Consider the following 21,233-nt stretch of genomic DNA (forward strand, 5'->3'; position numbering starts at 1 on the left):
GCTCCGTCAGACGAAGTGGTTGAACAGAACCTGCGAAGTAGGCGTCGGGCGCGCACTCCTGCAAATTACATGCCGGGTATCTTAAAGCACCTGGGTCAGGATGCGTGAGTTACACATGGCCACCAGCGGACTCGGTTTTCGCCCATGGACGAAACAATGTGATATGGGTGGTCAACCGGACACCCTTGGCCCATGGCAGGCTGAGCATTCTTTTGGAGTAGGTAGGTAGAAAAGCACCTGTTTACCGTCGATTTCCCGAATACTCTTGTGACATGCAGTACATTGCACGCGCTCATGCGCGCCTTTGAGGGAGAAGGCAGTTTTCTCATGTTCAAACAGTGACGGCTTCCACTTGGCCACGCGGTGGCATTGTTCGCAAGCCGGGGTTGCGCCCTTGCGCGCAAACTGGCGAGCGTGCGGGTCCTGGTGGCAGCCTTCGCAGGTTCGAGGCGCGTCCTTGAACGACACATTGCGCAGGGTCACCTCGAGGTTCGGCGGCTTGTGGCACTGTATGCACGAGACGGCCTTATGCGCTCCGGCCAGCGGATATGCAGTCTGGTCGTGGTCGAACTTCGTCAGGTCCTTCCAGTCGCCCTGGCTGTGACACGACGCGCAGCCGGGGACGCGGCCGTCGGCTCTCTTCCTGGACATCTGTTCCTTGAACTGGCCGCGATGGGGATCCTGGTGGCAGGCCTGGCAAGTCATGTCCGTGAAGTGATAGGGCACGGGCGATTTCTCGTTCTTGCGCTTGGCGGCATGGCACTCCATGCACGGCACGGCGATATGCGCTTCCACCAGCGGGAACTTGGTCTGCTTGTGACGGGCCAGCGTGAACGTGGAAGGAGCGAAAGTCTTGACCGTGTGACAGCTCTCGCACTTGTTGGAGAGAGGCGGGCCGGCGAACTGTGAGGCGTGCGCGTCCTGGTGGCAGTTGGTGCACAGAGCGAACTTGATTTTGAATTTAGTGGCCTTGCCCGCCGGGACATGACACTTGGCGCAATCCACTTTGATGTGCGCGCCTTCCAGGGGATAGCCGCTGGTCGCGTGGTCCTGCACCGTAAACTTGGCGGGCTTCCATCCCTCTACGGTGTGGCAGGACTCGCACTTGTCGCCGCCCTTACGCTTGGCGAACTGGCCGTCATGCGGATCCGGCTTGTGGCAATCCGCGCAAAGCGCGAATGGCACCTTGGCTTTGAAATCTCCGCTGCGATGGCACTTGGCGCAGTCCACCGTCGCGTGCTTGCCGAGCAGTGGAAAACTGGTTTTGCTGTGATCGAACTGCGAACTCAACCCGGCAGCAGAAAGCTGCTTCCAGCCCGCGGTGGAGTGGCAGGAAGCGCAGTCTTTCTTGAACGCGCCTTTGTGCGGGTCAGCGTGGCATGCTGCGCACGACGCAAAATTGATACCCGTGTACTTGGCTGAGCGGCCCGGCTCAACCGGTTTGTGACATTTGGCGCAGGCGACCTTGGCATGTTCGCCCGTGAGCGAATAACGCGTGTTGGCGTGGTTGAACCTGGTCACGTCCTTCCAGTCGGCTGTATTGTGGCAGGCCAAGCAATCTTTTTTCAGTTGGCCTTGATGGAAATCCTTGTGGCACGAAAGGCACGCAGGTGAAAGCCCCAGGAAGCTGCGGTTCTGGTCTTTCTGTTTGATCAGCTCCTTGAACTCGGGCTGAATGAAGGCAGAGTTGTGGCATTGACTGCACCTGATGGACGCATGTTTGCCATCCAGCCTGTAGCCGGCTTTGTTGTGGTCGAACTTCTCCTGCGAAGGGTCCCACCGGATAAGCTGGAAGTTTTCTCCGTTGTGTTCAGAATGGCAGCGGGCACAATCTTTGTTGGGATTGTCTTTCTTCACCACGCCTGCGTGGAACCCCAGACCTGCAGTAAGACGGCGATTGATCTCCGTGTGGCAGTCCAGGCATTTGAGCGCACCGCCTCCGCCGACTTTGTGGCAGTTGGCGCATTGCGTCACGCCGGAGAGCGACTGGTGGGCCTTGGAAAGCGGGCCGGGAGAAATCTGGGCGTGGAGGCGGCTGCCTCCCCAAGTGGCCAGAGACAGCAAGGTGAGTGCTACTGCGAAACTCTTGGTTCGCCATGCGAATGACAATGGCCCGCTACTCCAGGTCGGCACTGAAAATCAAACGGTCAGTGCTGAGTTCCGTCAAGAATTCTTGAGCTGCCGGCGCAACAGCGATTCCAGTCCGGCCTTGGACGCTTGATACTCCTGTGGTGAAATCTTGCCAAGAAGGCGGTCAGTTTCCAGCTGGAACAACTCTTCCTTGATCACATCCAGCATGCTGGCGGCGCCCGCAGGCGGCGACGAAGTTCGCTGACCATCTTGCCGCGTTCCGCGCCGTGAAGACGTTGCCGGACTTGAGCCCGGCTCAGACGCCGCCATTCCAGCCTGGGCCAAGGCGTTCTTCTTTCGCATGGCAAACCACGCCCCACCGGCTATGATCACTGCCACTCCGCCAATCACATACCAGCGCAATCCGCTCAAAGGATCGGCAGAATTGTTCGGTGGCCCCAAGCCGCCTCCGGATCCAGCTTGCGGTCCACCCTGAGTTGGTACCCGAGCGCCGCCTTGCTTCGCTTCCATCGGGGCAGAACCTTCCCCGGAAACTGAGAACTGCAACGTCCTCCCCGCAGGGACGCTCTTGGCCACGAAAGTGGCCATGCCGGACTCTTCCTGCGCGGTCAGAAAGTCCTCACCCCTGGCCTTGAACTGCATGCTCTTGGGCAGCATGATGCCTATCTCCGCCGTGAGCATGTCAGGCTTGATGACAAAATCCTGCGATCCACCGTAAGGAAGGGTATAAGTGACCTGGAACTGCGACTGTCCGGGGCGCAGCGGATTGTCAAAGGCGTAGTGGCCTTTTTGCTTCGTGGGAACGGGCATGCTGGAGAGAGGCATGCCGCCGGGACGCAGAAACGAGCCCTCCTTCAGTTGCGCGCCGTCAGGAAGCACGATCTCAAAAGTGCGGTCGCCAGCCTTGGTGCGCGGCGGTTTGGACTCATTGCGAAGGGTGTAGCTTTCCCTGACCTCCAGTTGACCGCCGCCGGCCTGGAGTTGGAAAATGTGCGCCTCGGCGATCAAATGGTCCACCTGCATCGCGGCGTCGTAAATGCTGATGTCGGCGGTGGTGGTCCCGGGCGGCACCTGGCGGAAGTAGCTGGCGCCCTGATAATCAACGCGAATCAAATGCGGGACGCTCACATCATTGAACTCGAAACTAAAGTGGCCTTGGCCATCTGTCCGGACGCGGCCGGCTTCTTCCATGCCACCGGCCAGCGATAGCAACACGACTTCAGTGCCCGAAGCCGGCTTGTTGGTGGTTCCGTTGGTGACCGTGCCGGTGATCTGCGCGGCAAAGGCTTGTCCGGCAAAAATATTGGCGGAGAATGCGCAAGCGGCCAGCAGCCAGCAGCGCGCGTTCAGAAAGATTCTTGTTTTGAAGCACAAGTGGTTTTTCAATCTGTCAGTTCCCGTCGCATGAGTAAAGAGATGACTTGCCTGTTTCAACCCTTTTAGTACATCACAGCACGGGCGGTAAAGAAAAATCTCGGGAACCAGCCGGCAGGTGACGAACGTCTGCGCCGCGGCACCAATTGGTACAAGACCCCGGCATGGCAACACGGCATGATCAGCGGGAAAGGCAAAGAATTTCTGGACGGTTCCAACAATTCAGAGGGCGCGTCGGGGCCTGGTCCTTGAACTCATCTGATCTCTTGCTCAGCCGCAAGTTCTCACTCAATATCGGCCACTCTGCCGTTCACAAAAGTGATCCTGAGCTTGGGGTGGTTGTAAATGTAGATCGCTTTGGTGCCGGCTCCTTTTGCTATTGAGGCCGGTGCGCCGCATGCGCCCTCCACCTGGGCAACGGTTTGCCCAACCTCAGGGTTGCAGGTAGAGGCCGGATCGTCCTGCTGCTGGTCGTGGTTGGCTTGCTGTGCCTGTGCGCCGCTATCCTGGTCGGCTCCGTCTTTGCCTTGCGCATCTCCGCCAGCTTGGTTAAAGACTTCGGCGATAGTGTCTTCCACCTGGATGCTGTTCCCCACTGTGAGCGTGCCGGGCGCAAAATGGAAGATGATTTCTCCTTTGTAGGGATTCAACTGGTCGCCGGATTGCTTGCAGGTGATGATGGAGAACTTGACCTCGCCCTTGCCCTCGTCCACTTCCAGCTTGACCGGGTAGACCGTGTCTCCGGTGGTCACCACGTCCATCGGTTGTTGCGCGGCTTGATCGCCCACTTTCCCGCCCGCGCCGATCACTCCTCCCACTCTGGGTACGTGTGACAGCCACCCGCCCGCTTTGGCGATTTTTTCGCCATTGCACGCGGTGCTGGGCGTTTTGAGCTTGCCGTCCGTGTAGTGGTTGGTGCACTTGGCAATCGTGGCGCCGGTCGAACTGACGGGAAGAATGCGCATGCCGCCGACATTGCGTTGCGCCACCAGAGCGGTGTCTGGGTTGCCGACATGGCAGCCGTCTGTCCCTCGGGCGAAAGGGAACTGTGCCTCCAGTCGTTCCTGCATCGAAGGCGGGAAAGTGCCGCCCGGCGTTGGACGTGTCGTACCGCGGGCGTTGGCATGACTGGGCCTGCCAGGGACGGAAGCGACTGAGGGTGAATCCGCATTCGCTGCGAGAGGTTGATGGTCCGGCGCGGGCGCCGCATCAGGCAATGCTCTCGGCTTGTATTCAGCTCTCGGCGGAGCATTGGCTGGCGGATTTGCGGCGATAGTCTGGTTTACAGACGGTTGTGGGCTAGCGGCGCTGTTGGCAGCCGCGGCGCTCGCAGTCGCCGATGATGGTGTTGGCGCATTGCCAGGTGGAGGAGTGCTCGCGACCATGGCTGCAGTTTGCGGCGGAGCTTGCTTGGCCAGTGCTTGCAGCCTTTGCATATGGGAATCCTGTTTTTCCTGAAACCGCTCATGCATTTCCTGCAGGTCCCTGACTTCCGCTTGCCAGTAGGTATCTTCCGGGCAGTCACCCTGCTTGCTCTTGACCACGTTGACATCAACTCGGTTGTTCTCGTCAGGCGCGCTCACGGTGCGGAGCAGAATGTCTCCAGCGGTGACAGCACACTCGTCCGTGTCGCCCACCAAATACATCCTGTTGGAAGCGATGAACACCGTCAGGTTGGGATCGAGCGCAGCAGAAGGCTGCTGGAGTTCGGATGAGAGGGACGCTTGGCCAGCGCCGTCGGGCTGTGGCGGCTGCTCATCTGACCTTGTTTCATTGCCCGGGTTTTCCGCCGGCTTCACCTGAGCCACCGATTGTGCCTGGTTCGCCTGCCGGTTGCGATAAACCCAGAGGCCCAGCCCGAGCCCTAAGACCAGCACCAGCGCCGCGGAGGCAAACAGCGGACGCCATGCCCAGATGGAAGGCCGCGCGGCCGGACGATCCACGGCACGCTGGCGGCGGACCTCCTCCACCTTGCGCTGCAGCACCGGCACTTTCAGGTAGCGGGCTTCAAACCGGGTCTTTTCCCAGGGACGCAGGCGGCCATCGAGATAATCCGCGATCAGCGCCGTCTCCTCCGCCTGCAGGCGCAGAAAGACGGCCCGATCAGCAAAGTACTGCTGTTCGAGCGCCGCCGCCTCGTCTTCGGGAAGAAAACCGAGCAGGTAACTTCTCATAGGCTCCGCTAACATATGGTCCGTTTCCATCCGTTGTTACACCTTACCCCTCGCCCAGTCCCACTAATTTTGCCAGCCGCTTGCGTGCCCGGTGCAGCCGGACGCGCGCGTTGGTTCCGTCCCCTGCAGTGGCGGCCTGTCCATCTGCCGGATGGTCCGCGTTGGCGGCCTGCCGAATCAATTCCCAGTCTTTGTCGCGCAGTTGCGACTGTCCGATCTCGAACACCTTCTCCAGCAGCATGCGGGATTCGGTGGCCCGTTGGCCGGCCCAATCGTGCGGCGGCGCTGGGAAAGAACCATCCAGTTCGCTGCCGTCATGCCGCTGGGCGTCGCGATAGCTTTCCTGCAGCTTGCGGCGGGCGAACCCGTAGCAGACCTTCAGGAAGTCGTCTTCCTGGTCGAACTCGTAGTCTTCGCGGTTCCAGATGGAGAGCAGCGTCTCTTGCGCCAGATCTTCGGCGTCTGACCGAAGGAGCCGCCGGGAGAAATAGAAGACCAGGCATTCTCTTGCGTGTGTCCACGCGTCCGGCGAAATGGAGCGGCAGTTGGGCACGAGGGGTCTTGCCTGGTTAATGGTTGCGTATTATACGTCGAACCAAGCGGTGTTTTTGAGCTAATGTTTAGGGCCTTAGTCGGTATTTTCCTAAGGGAAGCCTAAACTTCGCCCAAGTTTTGGTATGCGACCAAGGACGGTTTTGAACCCATGAGCGTTTGTTGCCACACGCCGGCGACAGGGGCCTGGAAGTGGCAAAAAAATTGCTTGAACGAATGTAACGCCGCTTGGCAGATGGTCATACCATCATCGTGCGAGCGAGAACCACGGCGCAGGCCGGCTTTGTGGTGTTCGTAGAAATGCTGTCGCGATGCGTTTTCAAGCAGTGTGGCAGCCTTCGCTTCAACTCAGGTTGTCTTGGGTACCGGGTAACGCAGTTGTCAGGAATCCTCAGGGCCAAGCTGTTCCGATCAGTTCAGGAGGCCGTATGAGTTCACCGCACAGTCCCCACCGCTGGCAAATTGTTTTGATGCTCCTTCTCTGGGTTGCGGTCTCAAGCCCCGTTTGGGGAGGCGACAAGAAGCCGCCTGCCAGCGCTACCCCCAGGCCGGCTGCACCGGCAAAACCTGCCGCAGGCAAGCCGCAGGGTAAGCCCCAATCATCGGGGCAAGGCAGACCGAGCGCCCCTAGCGGACAAAAACCAAATGGCACCGGTGGTGGCTCAACAGGCAGTCAGGGGCGTCCACAGCGGCCGAGTGGCCTGACCGGTGGACCACCGACGACGAAGAAACCTGGCCCGCCATCTAAGAACCCGACGGGCCAAAAGAAGCCCAAACCTCCAGTTCGCAAGCCTCCAGTCCCCAAGCCTCCTGAACGCACGCCTCGTGATAGGCAACACTTTGGCACCAAACGCGAACCGACTCGCACCCACACGCAGATCGGTGACAAGCGAGTAACCAAGGATGATCATGGCCGCGTGCGTGACATAGAGAAGCATGGCTTGAGAGTTCATCAAAACCTGCGCGGTGGAAAAACCTTCGTCCACGAGGGCCCCAATGAGCGCAAAGTTGTCGGCTATGGACCACACGGGGGTTACGTGGGGAGGAAATACTACCGTCGCGGAGGACGCGAGTACTACCAACGCACATATGTGTACGGTGGACGGCGTTATGCGGTAGCGTATCGGTCTTATCCCTATCATGGCGTGGTCTATTACCGCTACGCGCCTGCGTACTACTATCATCCGGCGTTCTACGGATGGGCGTACAACCCATGGGCGTCGCCGGTTTATTACAACTGGGGATGGGCCGGCAATCCGTGGTTCGTGGGATACGGATATTACTTCACTCCTTATCCGGCTTATGCCAACGCATCTCTCTGGCTGACGGATTATCTACTGGCGGAAAGTTTGCAGCTGGCGTATGCCGCCCGCGCTGAAGCTGCTGCCGGCACGCCGGCTGCGGCGCCGCCTGCCGACGATGGCGGCGCTGGCCAGGTCGCGCTCTCTCCGGAAGTGAAGCAGATGATTTCTGAAGAGGTCCAGCGCCAACTGGCCGCAGAGCGCGCGGCGGCGGAGCAGCCGGCCGTGGCGGCCCAGACGCCTGCGCCGAGTGGAGGCAAGCAAGCGCCTAATCAAACGCCGGAAGACGTTCCTGAGGCGCTCGATCCCCGCCAAAAAATCTTCATCGTGGCCAGCAACCTTGACTTGGCGGACGATGACGGTAACGAATGTGCCGTCACGCCGGGCGACGTCCTCATGCGCATGGGAAAGACACCGGACGCGGACCACAAGATCGCCGTAAACGTGGTCAGCAGCAAGCAAGGTGACTGCCCGGTGGACACCAACTCGAGCGTGGACGTGAGCGAGTTGCAGGAGATGCACAACGCATTTCGCGAAAAGCTGGATGCAGGCCTGAAAACCCTGGCCGAGAACCAGGGCAAAAACGGCCTGCCTGCGGCCCCGGACACCGGCAGGACCGCGGGCGAGGTGGCCCCGCCAGTGCCGGACGCGAACGCCGAATCTGAGCTGAAAGACCAGCAAAGGAACGTTGAGCAAATGGAACAGGAGATAGCAAAACCAGCGCAAAGTCCCGCCCGGCCGAACCAGTAGAAGGCAGTCGATCCCCCAAAAGGAGAAGCACGATGAGCAAGATCTTCTTTAGCTGCATTCAGACATCCGCGCTGGCGCTGGGCGTAATCGCATCCGCGGTCACACTTCGCGCGCAGAGCGCTCCCGCTGCCGCGCCGACGTTGCAGGAACAACTGGAAGCGCAGTATCCGTTGGCTACCATCACATCCCGCGGCGGCTGCACCGTAACCAACGCCGACGCAGCCGCCAGCCTATTGATTCAAATACCGGGCGTTGTCGCCGTCCCGGCCAACAGCTTTGCCCCGAAGTGCGCCTCAAACTACAAAGAAGGCAAGCTCAATCCGCCGGGGATGGTTTGCACGGGGATCGGGAAAAAATGGACCGGCCTGGCCCAAAAAGTGCCGTGGGGAGGAGACAAGACAAGCAATCTCGACAAAATACCCGAGCGAGAACTTGCCAAACTCGAAAAAGGAGACAGCGCTTACCCAACCAGGTTTGATGTGAATGTGGAGAAAGGCGAGGTGAAGCTCACCATCGGCTACTGTTCGGGCGAAGGCAACCAAGCCGCGCCTTACAAGGGAGAAGTGGTTTTTCACTTCAAGAATGACGTTCTCAAAAGCGGCAACGTAACCCAAGTGGAAGACACCATCGGAGAAGTGTTCGCCCAGAACAGCGGCAATACCGACAATAATGATTCGGAATCGCCGCTGGAGCCCGACGCGTTGGCCGGCCAGATTCTCGCGCATGTCTTGCGGGGCGATCTTCAATATCTGCAAGGCAGGTTCGCGCCGCATGCCGATACCAGTCCGGTTAACACGGTCGCGGCCCGCCTGTCGCACCTAAGCCACTGCGCTGACGACGTGGAGGTCCACAGGGTGACGTGGAGAAACACGCCTCCGGGATACGTAGCCCTGGGAAATTGCGATGAAGGGCGTCCCCGTTTGTGGATGATTCTTAATGATCAGGGAAAAATCTCCCAAATTGGGTCGGGCGCCATCATATCCGGCAGCCCTGCGGACCGAATCCAGCAACGCGCGCGAGACCTGGTTGAATTGCTGGCGCATGGGAAGTTCGCCGAATTTCGCAACAACTTTGCGCCCCAGGTCCAAGTGCCTGACGAAAAACAGTTGCGGAGCTACTTGAACCAGGTGACCCAGCAGGCTGGCGATTTTGAGCGCATAGAAGATTCAGAACTGGACCTCTATTCGGATGTGGTGATCGTGACCTGCGCGTATCAGAAAGGGCACGTCAGTTTTGAGTTCGCCCTTGGCCCGGCCCTCAGGGTCCGCAACTGGTATGTGCAAACTGCCGGTAACCCAAGGCATATTCCACAAGAATTTCAGGAGATTCAGTAAGGATAGGCGAGCAAGATTGGGACTAATTCGCGTCCAAGAATCTGCTCACAATCGCGCACTTTCCTGCATGACGTCAGCAGCCGGCTTGCCCTGGAAGATCCTGGACCACCCGTCGCGACGGTCAAGCGCCAGCAGCTTCACGCCGCCGCTGCGTTGTCCATTGTTTGCAGCCAAGGCCATGTAGGTTTCTGCGGCATTCTTCGCGCGCAACACGTGGACCGGGCCGAGTTGCCGGAGTTCACGGCAGTAGTCGTAATGAAAGTTATCGCGCAGGGTGGCGTCAATTCTCGCGGCGGCACGGTAGAGCGTCTCGTCCGGCTCCGGCGTATCTATATAAAGGACGTAGCTGGCCGGCGGAGCAGGATCGCAAGCCAGCATGGCGAACCGCGGTGACATCGCCTGTGCAGCAAACGCTGTTTGAAGCACGCGTGCCACGTGGGCTTCATTCAGCTTCTCGCCGAACCAATCAGAAACGTAGCCTTCGCGGCCCACAAAGCGGATGAGAGGGCACTCAGCAACGCGGCCGGTTACTTCCACCGTGTCGCCCAGCGGGTAACGATAGAGCCCGCCGCCGGTGGTGATCACCACCGAGTATCGCTGGCCCTGGTCGAGCTGGTGGGCCAGCCGCGGTGTGGATGGATCAGACTCGCCCGCGGCGTTGACGGGAAGAAATTCCAAGAAGTGCGAACGTATCGCCAGCGCCGCGTCTTGATGACCAGCCAAGGGAAAAGAGATAAAACCTTCCGTGGCGATTAGGCCCTTTCCCTGGATTCGCGACTCGGGGAAAAGCGTTTGCAGCTCAGCGGCGGGCGCGGCTGCGTTGGCGTCCGCCCAGCAACTGATGAGCTTCAATTCGGGCCACAAGGCCGCGTGTGTTCCCGCGGGACTGCCGGTGCGCAACGCCGCGCGCAATTCACCTGCCCGGCGCTTGTCCGGATGCAGCGAGCCCAGCAGCGACGAGCGCAGGGAAGCGTCGAGGGAAGGAATATCGCGGGCCACGCCTCCGTGGTAAAGGTCGCGCGCAAGCTCTTCTCCCCACTCCGCCAACTGGCCGACTATCAGCGAAAGAAATGTTGGGTTCCAGACCGAGATCAATTTCAATTTTCGGCTGCGCACCAGAAAGAGCAGAGTCAGATAGCGGAATGCCTCGGTCTGGCTGATGCCTCGCACAGCAGCAGGCACGGCCATCACCGCGCGCGCCAGCCGTTGTTGCCAGCCAAGATACGCAGCATCGTCGTCAAAGCCAATGGGAATGCCGCCCGCTGTCCGTTGTTCGCGCTTGAGTGCCGGGCTGACCGACCAATATGCGGGGCCGTTGAGCAGTTCCGGTTGATGAAGAAAAAGATCGGCGATCCATGCCTGCACGCCGCGATGAAATTCGCGCTGAAGCGCAGGCGTGTACGGAATCAACTTGGTGGCTGCTGAGGACCCCGTCCCGCTGGTTGGCTCAAATAGTCGCACGCCTTCTCGCGTGAGAACGTTCGGCTCTCCGGCGGCAGCGCGGTCCATCCAAGGCTGGAGGGCCGCGTAGTCGCGCAGAGGGACTCTCGACTGAAATTCCTGTACTGAGCGAATCGAACTGAACTGGTGTTGCCGGCCAAAGTCGGTTTCCGCGTTTTCCCACAGAATGCGCTGGAGCAACGACCGCTGTTCTTGTTCCACTTGCCGCGTTGCGCGACGAAAGCGGGTGTATTCCGCAAGACACCCGGCCAGCCAAAGCGAATTTGCGATTGTGCAGATCACAGCATCTGGATGAAGAACAGGATCAGCCTTCAATTAGCTTCGCGCCACCTGCCACCATGCGGGCGCCGGCGCGCGTCAAGTTGGCGCGGGAAACTTCCGTCAGGCAGGCAAGTTCGTCCCCGCGAACGTGGCCGGGATTCATGCGGGCGAAGAACGCCACGAAGGGATCATGCAAGCGCTCATCCGTCACGTCAGAGATTCCCGGACGCAGCGGCGCGGCTGAGCGGAAACGGACGACGCCCGCTCCGGGCAAATATTGATCGCCAAATTTCTGCCGGCCCAGCGCATCCATGAGCTTCTGCACGCGCGGCGGCGTGGCAGTATCCGGATTGGGATAAAACTCGCGAAAAAAGACGGGCAAGAAGCGCCAGGTGCGATATCCGGAGCAGATCAGAAACCAATAAACGCGGGCCGCCGCGTTGGCCGCGAGGATGCGGTCAGCAGCGGAAAAAACTGTATGCGACCAAAGGCGGCTGAGCAGCGTGTCACCCCAGTATTCGCGGGCCACAATGGTGTCGCCGGAAAAGAAAGCGACAATGGTTTCACCGTCCACTTGTGTCGTGAGGCGCATGGAGGTGGAGAAGCCCTGGATCTGGCCGGACTCGGCGTCGCGCAAGAGGATGGCGCATTCTTTCTCCGCCAAGTCGGATTCAAACTGCGCGCGGCTGGTGCCCGCGAAATATGTTTCCAGCAGGCGATACATCACGTCGCGGTCGCCGGACGAGAGGGTGCCCGGAGCAACCACGGAGCCCGCCATGCGGCGCTCTGGCCGCGGCTCAGAGCGTGGCGATGTCAACGTAACAAGGGCGCTGGTCGAGTTGCTCATGCAGGTGACCTCCATCCGGCCATTCGGCCAGATAAAAACGGCTGGGATAAAGCACGTGCCGGTAGGCGCGCGCCGTGGGCAGCAGCGGGTCGCGCGCGTCCAGGCCCACCATCAAATAGCTGAAGCCGCGCGCGTGCGCCAGATTGTAAACAGCCCGCAAGAGCGCAGCGAAGATGGCTGCATCATCGCCCGCGACGCAGATCAGCGCGGCGTAGGCGTGCCGCAGTCTTTCTCCGGGACGAGGCAGAGGCGCGCGGCCGAAAAACGAGGCGCTCAAGTTCCATGCCGGCGCCGCGGCTTTGAGCCAGCCGGAATATCCGCGAACAATGGTCTGCTTGAATGTCGACTGGTCCCACAGCGCGCAGACGCCGACAATCTGTCCTTTGCGGCGTGCGATCTGCACATCCCCCATGCTCAGGCCGAAGGGCGCGAGGCGGCGAAAGTCTTCTTCCGTCCACACAGGAAAAAACTGGCGGCGAGGGCCGTGCGTTTGCAGGAACTCTACTAATTCAGTCGTGTCGTCCGCGCTGCCCGGCGCGATCTGCGCATCGCATGGCAACGGCGGCTTGGCGCGATGAACGTCAATCGCCAGCGTGCAATAGTCGGCCACCGGATGAAAAGCGGGGAACATGCGGCGGCGTTTTTCCACCAGCACCGCGGTGGCTTCGTCGTTGCCGCCGATGATCGCCGCAAGATACGCAGGCACCGGGTCTGCCTCATGCAGTTGGCGCAGAAGCCGAAACCCGTATGAGAGAAGCCAGCGTCCGCGGAAGCGCTCGTCAATGCGGAGCTGTCCCAGATAACCCAGGCGCTGTTCGCGGCCATTGAAGAACACGGTACGAGTTGCGCGGCACGCCACGCCGATTACCTCGTTGGCTTGGCCGTTGCGGGCGGCCCCGTTTCGTGCAACTCCGTTTCGTGCAACCAGGGTCCTGCAATCTTCTCCCATGACCGCACAGCCCAGAGAGAAATCCGGCTCGCGCTCAAAGGTGACGGTTACGCGTCCCGGCATGGGCTCGCGCGCCAGCAGGCGGCGAATGGCGGCGTCATCGGCAGGTCGGGCGAAATCTACGGTGAGGTGCATCATGCCTGCAAACTGGCCAATGGTTCAAAGATCAGTGGCGCGCCGTGTTCGGCCTTGAGCAGCGGCGCGCGGTAGGATTCGTCACCCAACGGAAAATCCTTTCGCTTGAGTACTTCCGAGCGAAACAGCATGTTGATGGAAAAGAAATGCGTCCACATGAACCAGTTGCTGGCGTTCACCTGGAAATCAAGGCCGCGGCGGAAGATGGACGAGAAACTGTAGAAGGCCTGGCGCGCTTCAATGCAGCGCTGCTTGACCTGCTCGGCGGTGAGGCCGCGCGGCGCGAACGGGACCATGCCGTAACGATATTCAGGGTGCAACCACCAGCGGTCATAGAGCAGGCGTCCTTCGCTCTGGAGCCGCTCGTACAGCGGCGTTCCGGGAAACGGCGTGAGGTGGTTGAACGCAACAATATAAAACTTGTGCCGTTCGGCAAAAGCCAGAGTTTCTCTGAGGGTGTCACCGTTGTCTTCGTCGTAGCCAAGAATAAAAGTCACGTAGAGGCGGATTTCATGCCGCCGCAGGTTCTCCAGGGCTTTTTCATAGCCGCCTTTCATCATGTTGAACGATTTTTTCATGCGGCGAAGATTTTCCGGGTTGAGGGTTTCAAAACCGATGAGCAGGCCCTGGCAGCCGCTGGCTTTGATCAGGCGGAGGAATTCTTCGTCGTGCGCGGCGTTAATGCTGGCCTGGCTGACCCAGCGGACTTTCAACGGGATCAGCGCGCGAAAGAATTCTTTTGCCTGGTCCATGTTGGAGGTGATGTTGTCATCCACGAAGAAGATCAGCGGCTTCTTGACGCGCTTGATTTCATCAATGATTTCTTCCACAGGGCGGCGCGTCTGCGTATTGGCGAAGTATGACTGAATGGCGCAAAACTCGCAGCGAAAGTGGCAGCCGCGGCCGGCTTCCACCAAGCCGACCGGAAGATAGCGCTTGCCGGCGAAGATGGAACGGTCGGGACGCAGGCCGGTGAGCGGCGGACGCTTAGGCTGGCGATAAACACGCTGCATGCGGCCATTGCGAAAATCGTCAATCACGTCCGGCCACAGGCCCTCCGCTTCGCCGATGACAATAGACTCGGCGTACTCGCCGGCTTCTTCCGGCACCAGCGACGGATGGAACCCGCCCATCACCACTGGCACTCCGCGCCGGCGATACTCGGAAGCAATCTGGTACGACCGCTTGGCGGTGTAAGTCTCAACGCTCATAGCAACCAGATCAGTCGGCTCGTCGAAGGGAATGTCTTCCGTGCGGTCGTCATAGAAGCGGATGTCCATGTCGTGGCGCGGCGTGAGGCCGGCGAGCGTGGCTGGCGCCAGCGGCTCCATCTGCCATGTGCGAATGTAGGGCTGGCCTTTGCGGCGGCCAATACAAGGATGGACCAGAGTGAGACGCATGGGTTCCCTTCAGGCGTTGGGCGCGAGTTGCCAGTCGCAGTTGTAAAACGTGTCCAGGTGATAGGCGTAAAAGCGGTAGCCCAGGTTGGCGGGGATGGCCACCGGCAACTGCGTGCGCGATCCCATCAGCCGCTTGGCCATGGAAGCGTAACTGTATGTCTTCTTCCACGCGCGGCGCGTGTTGGTAAGCAGTTCATCGGGGGTCATGCGGCGCGGTTCAAAGACCACGTGCTGGCCGTCGTAAAGCCCCCAGTTTTCGGTGGTGATGCGGCCCTCCGCTTTTAACCTCTTATAAAAGGTGGTGCCGGGGAAAGGGACGGCGATGGCGTAGCGTGGCAAGTCCATCTTGCATTTCATGACGAAGTCCACGGTTTCGTCAAAGGTGGTGAGCGTGTCGTGGTCGAAGCCAAAAACGAAGCAGCCCATCAGCGCGATGCCGCGGTCGCGCACCTTGCGCACCACTTCATGGTAGTCGCGGCGCATGTTGAAGCCTTTCTTAGCTTCCTTGAGCGATTCGGGATTGAGCGATTCAAATCCGATCAGCAAGCCACGGCAGCCGCTGCGCGCCGCCAGATCGAGCAACTCGTCGTCCCAGGCGATGCTGGTGGTGGCCAGGCCGCCCCAGCGGATGTTCAGAGGAATGAGCGCGGTGAAGAGTTCTTTGGCGTAGGGGATGTCGGCAATCAGGTTGAGATCAAGAAAGATGAGCCGCTTGGCTTTCATCTGCACAATGTCCGCGACCACGTCGGCCACGGGTTTCTGCATGGGTTTGCCCCAGGCCGCGGGAACCACGCAGAAATCACACTGGTAGATGCAGCCGCGCGTGGCTTCAATGGTGTCAGCCACGTTGACCACGCGTTGATCGAAGAGTCGGCGCTGCGGGAAGGGAAGATTGGCCAGCTTGAGCGTTGGACTTTGGTTGTAACGCGGGGCCATGCGTCCGGCGACGAAATCGTTCAGCAGTTGCGGCCAGGATTCTTCAGCGTAGCCCACCACGGTGCTGTCGGCATGCTGCATGGCTTCGTCCGGCATGAGCGTGGGGTGAACGCCGCCCAGCACTACGGGAATTCCGCGCTGCCGCAGCCGCGCGGAAATTTCGTAAGCGCGCGGCGCCGTGCCCGTGATGGCGCTAATGCCCACCAGGTCAGCCTGGATCGCGTCCGGCTCAATTTCGTCGGCATATTCATCCACAATGCTTATCTGAGCGGAGAGATCCGCCGGCACCAGCGACGCCAGCGTGGTCAGCGTGAGCGGCGCATAGCGCATGGTCTTTTTCCATATGCCGCCCCGCTGGCGATAGAGCGGGCCGCGCGGCGAGAGCAGGACAATGCGCAGCTTGCGGGCTTCTGGCGCAACCGCCGGCAGTAGTGAAGAGGCTGTGTCGGAAGGGCGCGGGTCAGCGGTTAGCATGGGATCCCTCCATCAGCGAGGCCAACAATAGTTCCCGATTCTAGCATGTAGTTTTTCGTTCCAAAGATGGTTTTACAGCGAAGCATTCTCCCAACCTACCCCAAAAGAATGCTCCGCTGGTTTCCACCTTTACTAGCTTAGTTTCACAAGATGCTTGACCGCAGGAAAACAGACAAGCGGTAAAGCACGACATCGAGTTGTGCCGTTGATTGTCATTGGTTTCGCGCCTGGTCTCTATTCCGGAAGCAATACGTCTCATGGAGTCTTCCGCTCTCGCGTGATGTTGCAGAAGCGTGCGACATGAAAGCGGCGGCGCCACGCGGACGGCAGCTTCAGTTTTCCCAGCGTGATGGTGCCCAGAAAATCCTGGTCGTAAGCCAGCCCGCAGGCGTGACCCTGGTGCTGCGGCAACAGCGGATCAAGGTACGTGCCAAAGAGGCGGTCCCAAAGCGACGTGTAGTTGCCATAGTTGCCCTTAAGGTCAACCGTGTGATGCAACACATGCTCCTGCGGAGACGTGATCGCCAACGTCCTGAGCACGTAGTGTACCCATCGTTGCCGGCGCACAAACGAAGAATGACTAGCGACTTGCACGGTAAGCAGCGTGGGGAAGAGCACTTTCAGCGCGCTCAGGTCCCACAACGGAAGACCGCACACAGCCAGCAGCGCGTAGACAGTCACGATGCTGGCGGCCACGGGCGGGAACACGGCGAACACGGCGAATGGCCGTCCCGCGATGCCCGGCATCAGGCAGGTCACTTGCCGGGGCAGATGATGATATTCATGGGTAAAGAACAGCCAGCGGCTGTGGCTGAAGAAGCGGTGGTTCAGGTAATCCCATAATCCAGAGATGTAGAACCCTGCCACCGAGACCAACACCAATGCCCGCCAGTTCATGGGCGCGTCAGCCGAGTTCAGATGGAACCACCGCGCCACGGCGGCCCGCATGCTCAGCAGCAGGTCCTGATTGCGCGGAACCAGCGAGTAACCGCCGTACTGGATCGCCAGGAAAAGGACGATCCATCCCACCAGAAACAGCCACGTTCCCAGGCCTTCCGGCGGCGCGGAATCGCGGCGGTCAGGCGCGCGATACCACTCGATCAAATCGAGCAGCACGAAGAGGCCCTGAATGCCGGCCGCCAGCATTACGAAGTTGATCATGGGTCCATCCGGCCGGGCGCTGCTTGATAAATCGAGTCAGGCAGCATCCGGCCTGAACTCGTTCAAGCCGTTTGGGAGTGGTTGTCCACGTACCGGTACAAAAGGAACAACGACGCTCCCAGCAGGAAAAAGAAGACCATGCTGATGGTGTTCTTCATGGGGTCAATGGAGAACGCGCCCACGAGCTGCTGCTTGAAAACGATTCTCTGCAGCGAGCGGACCAGAAACAGCGCTGCGAAGCCGTAGACGATGGGCCGGTAGCGCAGCGGATCCATGGCCGCCACGGCCGCCAACCCGCCCAGAATAAGCATGAACGCTCCCAGTGGATGCAGGATGGCGACGAACTGGGGCGTCATGTCCACGCGCGCTCCATACCACGACGCCATCAGGTTGACGAAGTCGGTGGAGAAGTTAATTCCAATCGCGACGATCACGTGAAAGGCGCAAACTCCCCACAGGAATAGCTGCAGTACTTTTTTCATTTCACTCTCCTTTGCATGGCTTCAATCCGGTTGTTTTGTTTTTCAACAAGGAGGAGACCACAAATGCCGAAACCGGCAACACCAATACGGCGAACGTGCCCAAGACAATCAATCGGGCCATAAGGTTCCATCGTCCCAACTCAAGCAAGTAGTGCTGGCCCAGGCGAATCGTAATGCCGTAGCACAAGCCAAAAACTCCAAAAAAAACGGGAGCATAGTCCGTGGCGATGGCCTCCGGGCCCAGCTTCTCAAAGTGAGGCCGGTTGTACACAACAATAAAGCCCGTCTTGATGGCCGAGATGTCATAGATCCAATTCCAGAAGGCCAGAACCGACCCCATGACAAATCCGGCGCGAAGCACTTCCCAGACGCCGAATCCCGGCGGGCGGGCATCCACGCATAGAAGGGCGAAAAGGCTGGCCGCTGTCCCAAAAACGAATCCATGATGAGGACGGAACTTGCCCCATCGCCAGCGGGTATGAAACTCCCAGAGCTTCAGCCAGTTGGTGCCCAGACCGGGAATGATGTAGGCGAACAGGACGGGCACGGTCAGCACCAGCGCGACGAAGCGATGATTGTGGCCGCTGCGCTCCCACCATAGCCAGTAGCTGACTGGAAACAGAAGGGCCGGCGCCAGGTACTGATAAAGCCCCAAAAATCTTCGCATGCTCTCTCCTGCTTACAGCCGCGCAAAACCTTGCCGCCTTCTTCCATCACCGGCGTCCAGGTCAGGGTGTCCGTGCAAGCCGAACCACATACCATGCTTCTTGAACGTTTCCTTGCGAAAGATCGGGTTATAGCTCAAATACACGCCCAGCCGATAAGGTGAGCGCATGTTCGTTTTGAAATCCCAAGCTCGCCGAAAAACAGATGGGATGCTGTTGAATTGCGAGCGGCAGTAGAAGGCCGCGTCCGTCAGTTCATCCGGCGTCATCAGTTTGGGGCGAAACGCCGCGTAGTTAAAACGGTACTCCGGATGCAGCCACCATTTGCCGCCGTAGAGAAGACGCCCTTCAGCAGCCAGGGTCTTGTACAGCGGAGTGCCGGGATAGGGCATAAGGATGTTGAAGGCCGCGAAGCAGAATTTGTTTTCCAGGGCGAATTCCAGAGTGCGCTCAATGGATTCACGGGTATCGTGGTCGTAGCCGAGCGTGAACGCAGCCCACAATTGCAGGCCATAGTCGCGGATGATCTGCAATTGCGGCGCGTAGTTTTTGTAGCCGTTCACCAGGTTGGGGGCCTTCTTCATGCTCTTCAGGTTTTGCAGGTTGAGCGACTCAAACCCCACCACATGGCCTACGCAGCCGCTCTGGACCATCAACCGCATCAGCTCCGGGTCGCGCGTCATGTCAATGCTGGCTTGAGAGACCCAGTGGACCTTGAGAGGAATCAGGGCGCGAAACAGCTCCTTGGCCGCTTCGTGATTGGAAAGAATGTTGTCGTCCACAAAAAAGAGAAGCTTGCGCTCCTGCGACTCAATTTCCTGGACCACTTCACGCACGTCGCGGCAATACTGGGTCTTGTCAAAGAAAACGCTCACCGCACAGAAGGTGCAGGCAAAGCGGCAACCGCGGCTGAACTGGAGCAGCGTAACGGGCAGGTAGCCTTTGCCCTTGAAGATGTCACGGCGGGTGAGCGTCCCCGGTTGCGGGATGCCCACGTCAGCCTTGTAAACCTTCTGCAGCCGGTGATGGCGCGCGTCTTCGATTACCTGATGCCACAGGAACTCCGCATCGCCGATAAAGATGGAATCGGCGTGCTCGGCCACCTCTTCGGGCAGCAGAGTGGCCTGCATGCCGCCCATGATGACGGGCACGCCGCGCCGGCGATACTCGGCGCTGATCTCATAACAACGCCGCGCCATGTAGGTCTCGATGGTGATTGCCACCAGGTCGGTGGGTTCATCGTAGGGAATGGCTTCCATGCGGTCGTCGTAGAGCACAACCTCGACGTCCGGCGGCGTCATGCCGGCGATGACTCCCAACTGCAGCGGCTCCATTCTTGCTTCATCCACATAGAGGCTGTGCTCCATGCGGCCGATGTTGGGCTTGATCAGGGTGAGTTTCACGACGCCTCCAGCAGCGGCTCAAGGCAGGTTTCATCGCCCAGGCGAAGCCCCTGTTTGCGATGAATCTCCCGGCGGGAAATGAGGTTTGACGCCAAATAGACACCCAGCCGATAGGGGCTGCGGCAGTTGGTTTTCGGGGCCAGGGTACGCTTGAAGATTGCCCCATAAGTGTTGAATGCCGAACGCGCGCGGTAACAGCCTTCGGTGAGCTGTTCGGCGGTCATGCGGCGGGGATGGAACGTCGCCTGGCCATAACGAAAATCAGGCGCCAGCCACCAGCGGTCGTGGACCAGCCGTCCTTCGGCGCGCAACCGGTCATAAAGCTGGGCGCCGGGCGTGGGTGTAAGGGGATTGAAGTTGGCGAGATAGAAATTGGAACGCAGCGCGAACTCCACGCTCACATCGAACGAATCCACCGTGTCGTGGTCATAGCCGAAGACAAACGTCCCGTAAATCATGATGCCATGATCTTGCAGTTTGTGGATCGAAGTGGCGTAGTCATCGTGCTTGAGGTTCCAGCGCTTCTTCATCTGCTGCAGGTTGCGTTCGTCCAGCGATTCGAAGCCGACCACAGCAGTCAGGCAGCCGCTTTTTTCCATCAGCTCCAACAGCCGCTCATTGCGGGCCACGTCAATGCTGACCTGGCACGACCAGTGGATCTTCAACGGAATGAGCGCCTGAAATAGCTCCTCGGCCTTGGCCACGTCCACGAAGATGTTATCGTCCACCAGAAAAACGTGTTTGCGATTCAAGGCCTCAATCTCCGCCACCACTTCGCGCACCGGGCGCTGGCGCAGGTTGAATCCGTAGAAAGCGTGGATGGAGCAGAAATCACAGGCGTAGCGGCAGCCGCGCCCGTACTGCACCAAGGTGATGGGAGCGTAGCGCTTGCCGCGGAAGATGCCGTGGTCCGGCTTGGAGCCTTGCAACGACGGCTGGGTCGCCTGCCGGTAGATGCGCTGCAGGCGGCCGGCGCGCGCGTCACGCACCACCTGCTCCCAGAGACCTTCTGCGTCGCCGACAACAACTGAGTCGGCGTAGTTCAGCGCTTCTTCGGGAAGGAACGTCGCATGGTATCCACCCATGACCACCGGAACGCCCCGCTTCCGATATTGGCTCGCGATTTGATAGGCGCGCCGCGCGGTGTAGGTTTCCACAGTGATGGCGACCAGGTCGGTTGGATCGTCGAAGGGAATCGGCTCCAGGCGTTCATCGTAGAGGACCACCTGGACGTCGCGCGGAGTGAGCCCGGCCAGTATGGCGAAGACCAGAGGCGTCATCGCGTCCCAGGAGCGTATGTCGCTCATATTTGGGCGGACGAAGGTGACTTTCATAGGCTTTACCACGCGCGAATCGCCGACCGGGACGGCGAGGAGCCTGTCAAAGAATTTCACCCGGGGATTCCATGGTCTTCCCAGTCGCGAAGAAGTATACAAGTAATCTCTTCAGGTAAAGCACTTTTTTGAATACTTCCTATTGGCTA

General features: G+C 59.6%; 16 protein-coding genes. 2 read left to right on the forward strand and 14 right to left on the reverse strand.

Going from position 1 to position 21,233, the window contains the following annotated elements; all coding sequences use genetic code 11:
- Positions 1–171 precede the first annotated feature (171 nt).
- The 4 genes from LAO20_07525 to LAO20_07540 form a co-directional block, all read right to left on the reverse strand.
- Entirely contained in the window at positions 172–2,064 is a 1,893-nt protein-coding gene (locus tag LAO20_07525) for a hypothetical protein (GenBank protein MBZ5531264.1), read from the reverse strand.
- 99 nt (positions 2,065–2,163) lie between these two features.
- Positions 2,164–3,477, reverse strand: coding sequence for a hypothetical protein (locus LAO20_07530; protein ID MBZ5531265.1), 1,314 nt, complete (start codon positions 3,475–3,477; stop codon positions 2,164–2,166).
- 272 nt (positions 3,478–3,749) lie between these two features.
- The gene (locus tag LAO20_07535; GenBank protein MBZ5531266.1) at positions 3,750–5,639 is read right to left on the reverse strand and encodes a hypothetical protein; all 1,890 of its coding nucleotides are present in this window, start codon (positions 5,637–5,639) and stop codon (positions 3,750–3,752) included.
- A 43-nt stretch (positions 5,640–5,682) separates the two neighbouring features.
- Complete coding sequence (locus LAO20_07540; protein ID MBZ5531267.1) at positions 5,683–6,192, reverse strand: hypothetical protein; 510 nt, start codon at positions 6,190–6,192, stop codon at positions 5,683–5,685.
- A 940-nt stretch (positions 6,193–7,132) separates the two neighbouring features.
- Between LAO20_07540 and LAO20_07545 the strand changes: the two genes are divergently transcribed.
- The gene (locus LAO20_07545) at positions 7,133–8,242 is read left to right on the forward strand and encodes a hypothetical protein (GenBank protein ID MBZ5531268.1); all 1,110 of its coding nucleotides are present in this window, start codon (positions 7,133–7,135) and stop codon (positions 8,240–8,242) included.
- Between the two features lie 32 nt (positions 8,243–8,274).
- Positions 8,275–9,576, forward strand: coding sequence for a DUF3887 domain-containing protein (locus LAO20_07550; protein ID MBZ5531269.1), 1,302 nt, complete (start codon positions 8,275–8,277; stop codon positions 9,574–9,576).
- Positions 9,577–9,621: 45 nt separating this feature from the next.
- On the opposite strand, the gene LAO20_07555 is transcribed toward LAO20_07550, so the two are convergent.
- From LAO20_07555 to LAO20_07600, 10 genes are all read right to left on the reverse strand, one after another.
- Positions 9,622–11,238 (reverse strand): GH3 auxin-responsive promoter family protein, encoded by a 1,617-nt coding sequence (locus tag LAO20_07555; protein ID MBZ5531270.1) that lies wholly within the window; start codon positions 11,236–11,238, stop codon positions 9,622–9,624.
- Positions 11,239–11,341: 103 nt separating this feature from the next.
- The gene (locus LAO20_07560; protein ID MBZ5531271.1) at positions 11,342–12,145 is read right to left on the reverse strand and encodes a hypothetical protein; all 804 of its coding nucleotides are present in this window, start codon (positions 12,143–12,145) and stop codon (positions 11,342–11,344) included.
- Positions 12,096–13,232: a hypothetical protein gene (locus tag LAO20_07565; GenBank protein ID MBZ5531272.1), complete on the reverse strand. Its 1,137-nt coding sequence runs from the start codon at positions 13,230–13,232 to the stop codon at positions 12,096–12,098. The genes LAO20_07560 and LAO20_07565 overlap by 50 nt, the downstream gene beginning before the upstream one ends.
- Positions 13,229–14,629: a B12-binding domain-containing radical SAM protein gene (locus LAO20_07570; protein ID MBZ5531273.1), complete on the reverse strand. Its 1,401-nt coding sequence runs from the start codon at positions 14,627–14,629 to the stop codon at positions 13,229–13,231. Before LAO20_07570 ends, LAO20_07565 begins: the two co-directional genes overlap by 4 nt.
- Before the next feature lie 9 nt (positions 14,630–14,638).
- The gene (locus LAO20_07575; protein MBZ5531274.1) at positions 14,639–16,039 is read right to left on the reverse strand and encodes a B12-binding domain-containing radical SAM protein; all 1,401 of its coding nucleotides are present in this window, start codon (positions 16,037–16,039) and stop codon (positions 14,639–14,641) included.
- A gap of 255 nt (positions 16,040–16,294) precedes the next feature.
- Positions 16,295–17,200 carry a sterol desaturase family protein gene (locus tag LAO20_07580; protein MBZ5531275.1) on the reverse strand — a complete coding sequence of 302 codons (906 nt, stop codon included), beginning with the start codon at positions 17,198–17,200 and terminating at the stop codon, positions 16,295–16,297.
- 62 nt (positions 17,201–17,262) lie between these two features.
- Positions 17,263–17,682 (reverse strand): hypothetical protein, encoded by a 420-nt coding sequence (locus LAO20_07585; GenBank protein MBZ5531276.1) that lies wholly within the window; start codon positions 17,680–17,682, stop codon positions 17,263–17,265.
- A gap of 1 nt (position 17,683) precedes the next feature.
- Complete coding sequence (locus LAO20_07590; GenBank protein ID MBZ5531277.1) at positions 17,684–18,349, reverse strand: hypothetical protein; 666 nt, start codon at positions 18,347–18,349, stop codon at positions 17,684–17,686.
- A 12-nt stretch (positions 18,350–18,361) separates the two neighbouring features.
- Positions 18,362–19,750: a B12-binding domain-containing radical SAM protein gene (locus LAO20_07595; protein MBZ5531278.1), complete on the reverse strand. Its 1,389-nt coding sequence runs from the start codon at positions 19,748–19,750 to the stop codon at positions 18,362–18,364.
- On the reverse strand, positions 19,747–21,084 hold the full coding sequence (locus LAO20_07600; GenBank protein ID MBZ5531279.1) for a B12-binding domain-containing radical SAM protein: 1,338 nt from the start codon (positions 21,082–21,084) through the stop codon (positions 19,747–19,749). The genes LAO20_07595 and LAO20_07600 overlap by 4 nt, the downstream gene beginning before the upstream one ends.
- Positions 21,085–21,233 lie beyond the last annotated feature (149 nt).

This window comes from Terriglobia bacterium (assembly GCA_020072815.1).
GTDB lineage: Bacteria > Acidobacteriota > Terriglobia > Terriglobales > Acidobacteriaceae > Angelobacter.

Bases quoted from the DNA above. Each gene is read 5' to 3' on its own strand.
- LAO20_07560 (MBZ5531271.1), bottom strand. From the start codon at position 12,145: ATGAGCAACTCGACCAGCGCCCTTGTTACGTTGACATCGCCACGCTCT.
- LAO20_07585 (MBZ5531276.1), bottom strand. From the start codon at position 17,682: ATGAAAAAAGTACTGCAGCTATTCCTGTGGGGAGTTTGCGCCTTTCAC.
- LAO20_07550 (MBZ5531269.1), top strand. From the start codon at position 8,275: ATGAGCAAGATCTTCTTTAGCTGCATTCAGACATCCGCGCTGGCGCTG.
- LAO20_07580 (MBZ5531275.1), bottom strand. From the start codon at position 17,200: ATGATCAACTTCGTAATGCTGGCGGCCGGCATTCAGGGCCTCTTCGTG.
- LAO20_07575 (MBZ5531274.1), bottom strand. From the start codon at position 16,039: ATGCTAACCGCTGACCCGCGCCCTTCCGACACAGCCTCTTCACTACTG.
- LAO20_07570 (MBZ5531273.1), bottom strand. From the start codon at position 14,629: ATGCGTCTCACTCTGGTCCATCCTTGTATTGGCCGCCGCAAAGGCCAG.
- LAO20_07535 (MBZ5531266.1), bottom strand. From the start codon at position 5,639: ATGAGAAGTTACCTGCTCGGTTTTCTTCCCGAAGACGAGGCGGCGGCG.
- LAO20_07565 (MBZ5531272.1), bottom strand. From the start codon at position 13,232: ATGATGCACCTCACCGTAGATTTCGCCCGACCTGCCGATGACGCCGCC.
- LAO20_07600 (MBZ5531279.1), bottom strand. From the start codon at position 21,084: ATGAAAGTCACCTTCGTCCGCCCAAATATGAGCGACATACGCTCCTGG.
- LAO20_07590 (MBZ5531277.1), bottom strand. From the start codon at position 18,349: ATGCGAAGATTTTTGGGGCTTTATCAGTACCTGGCGCCGGCCCTTCTG.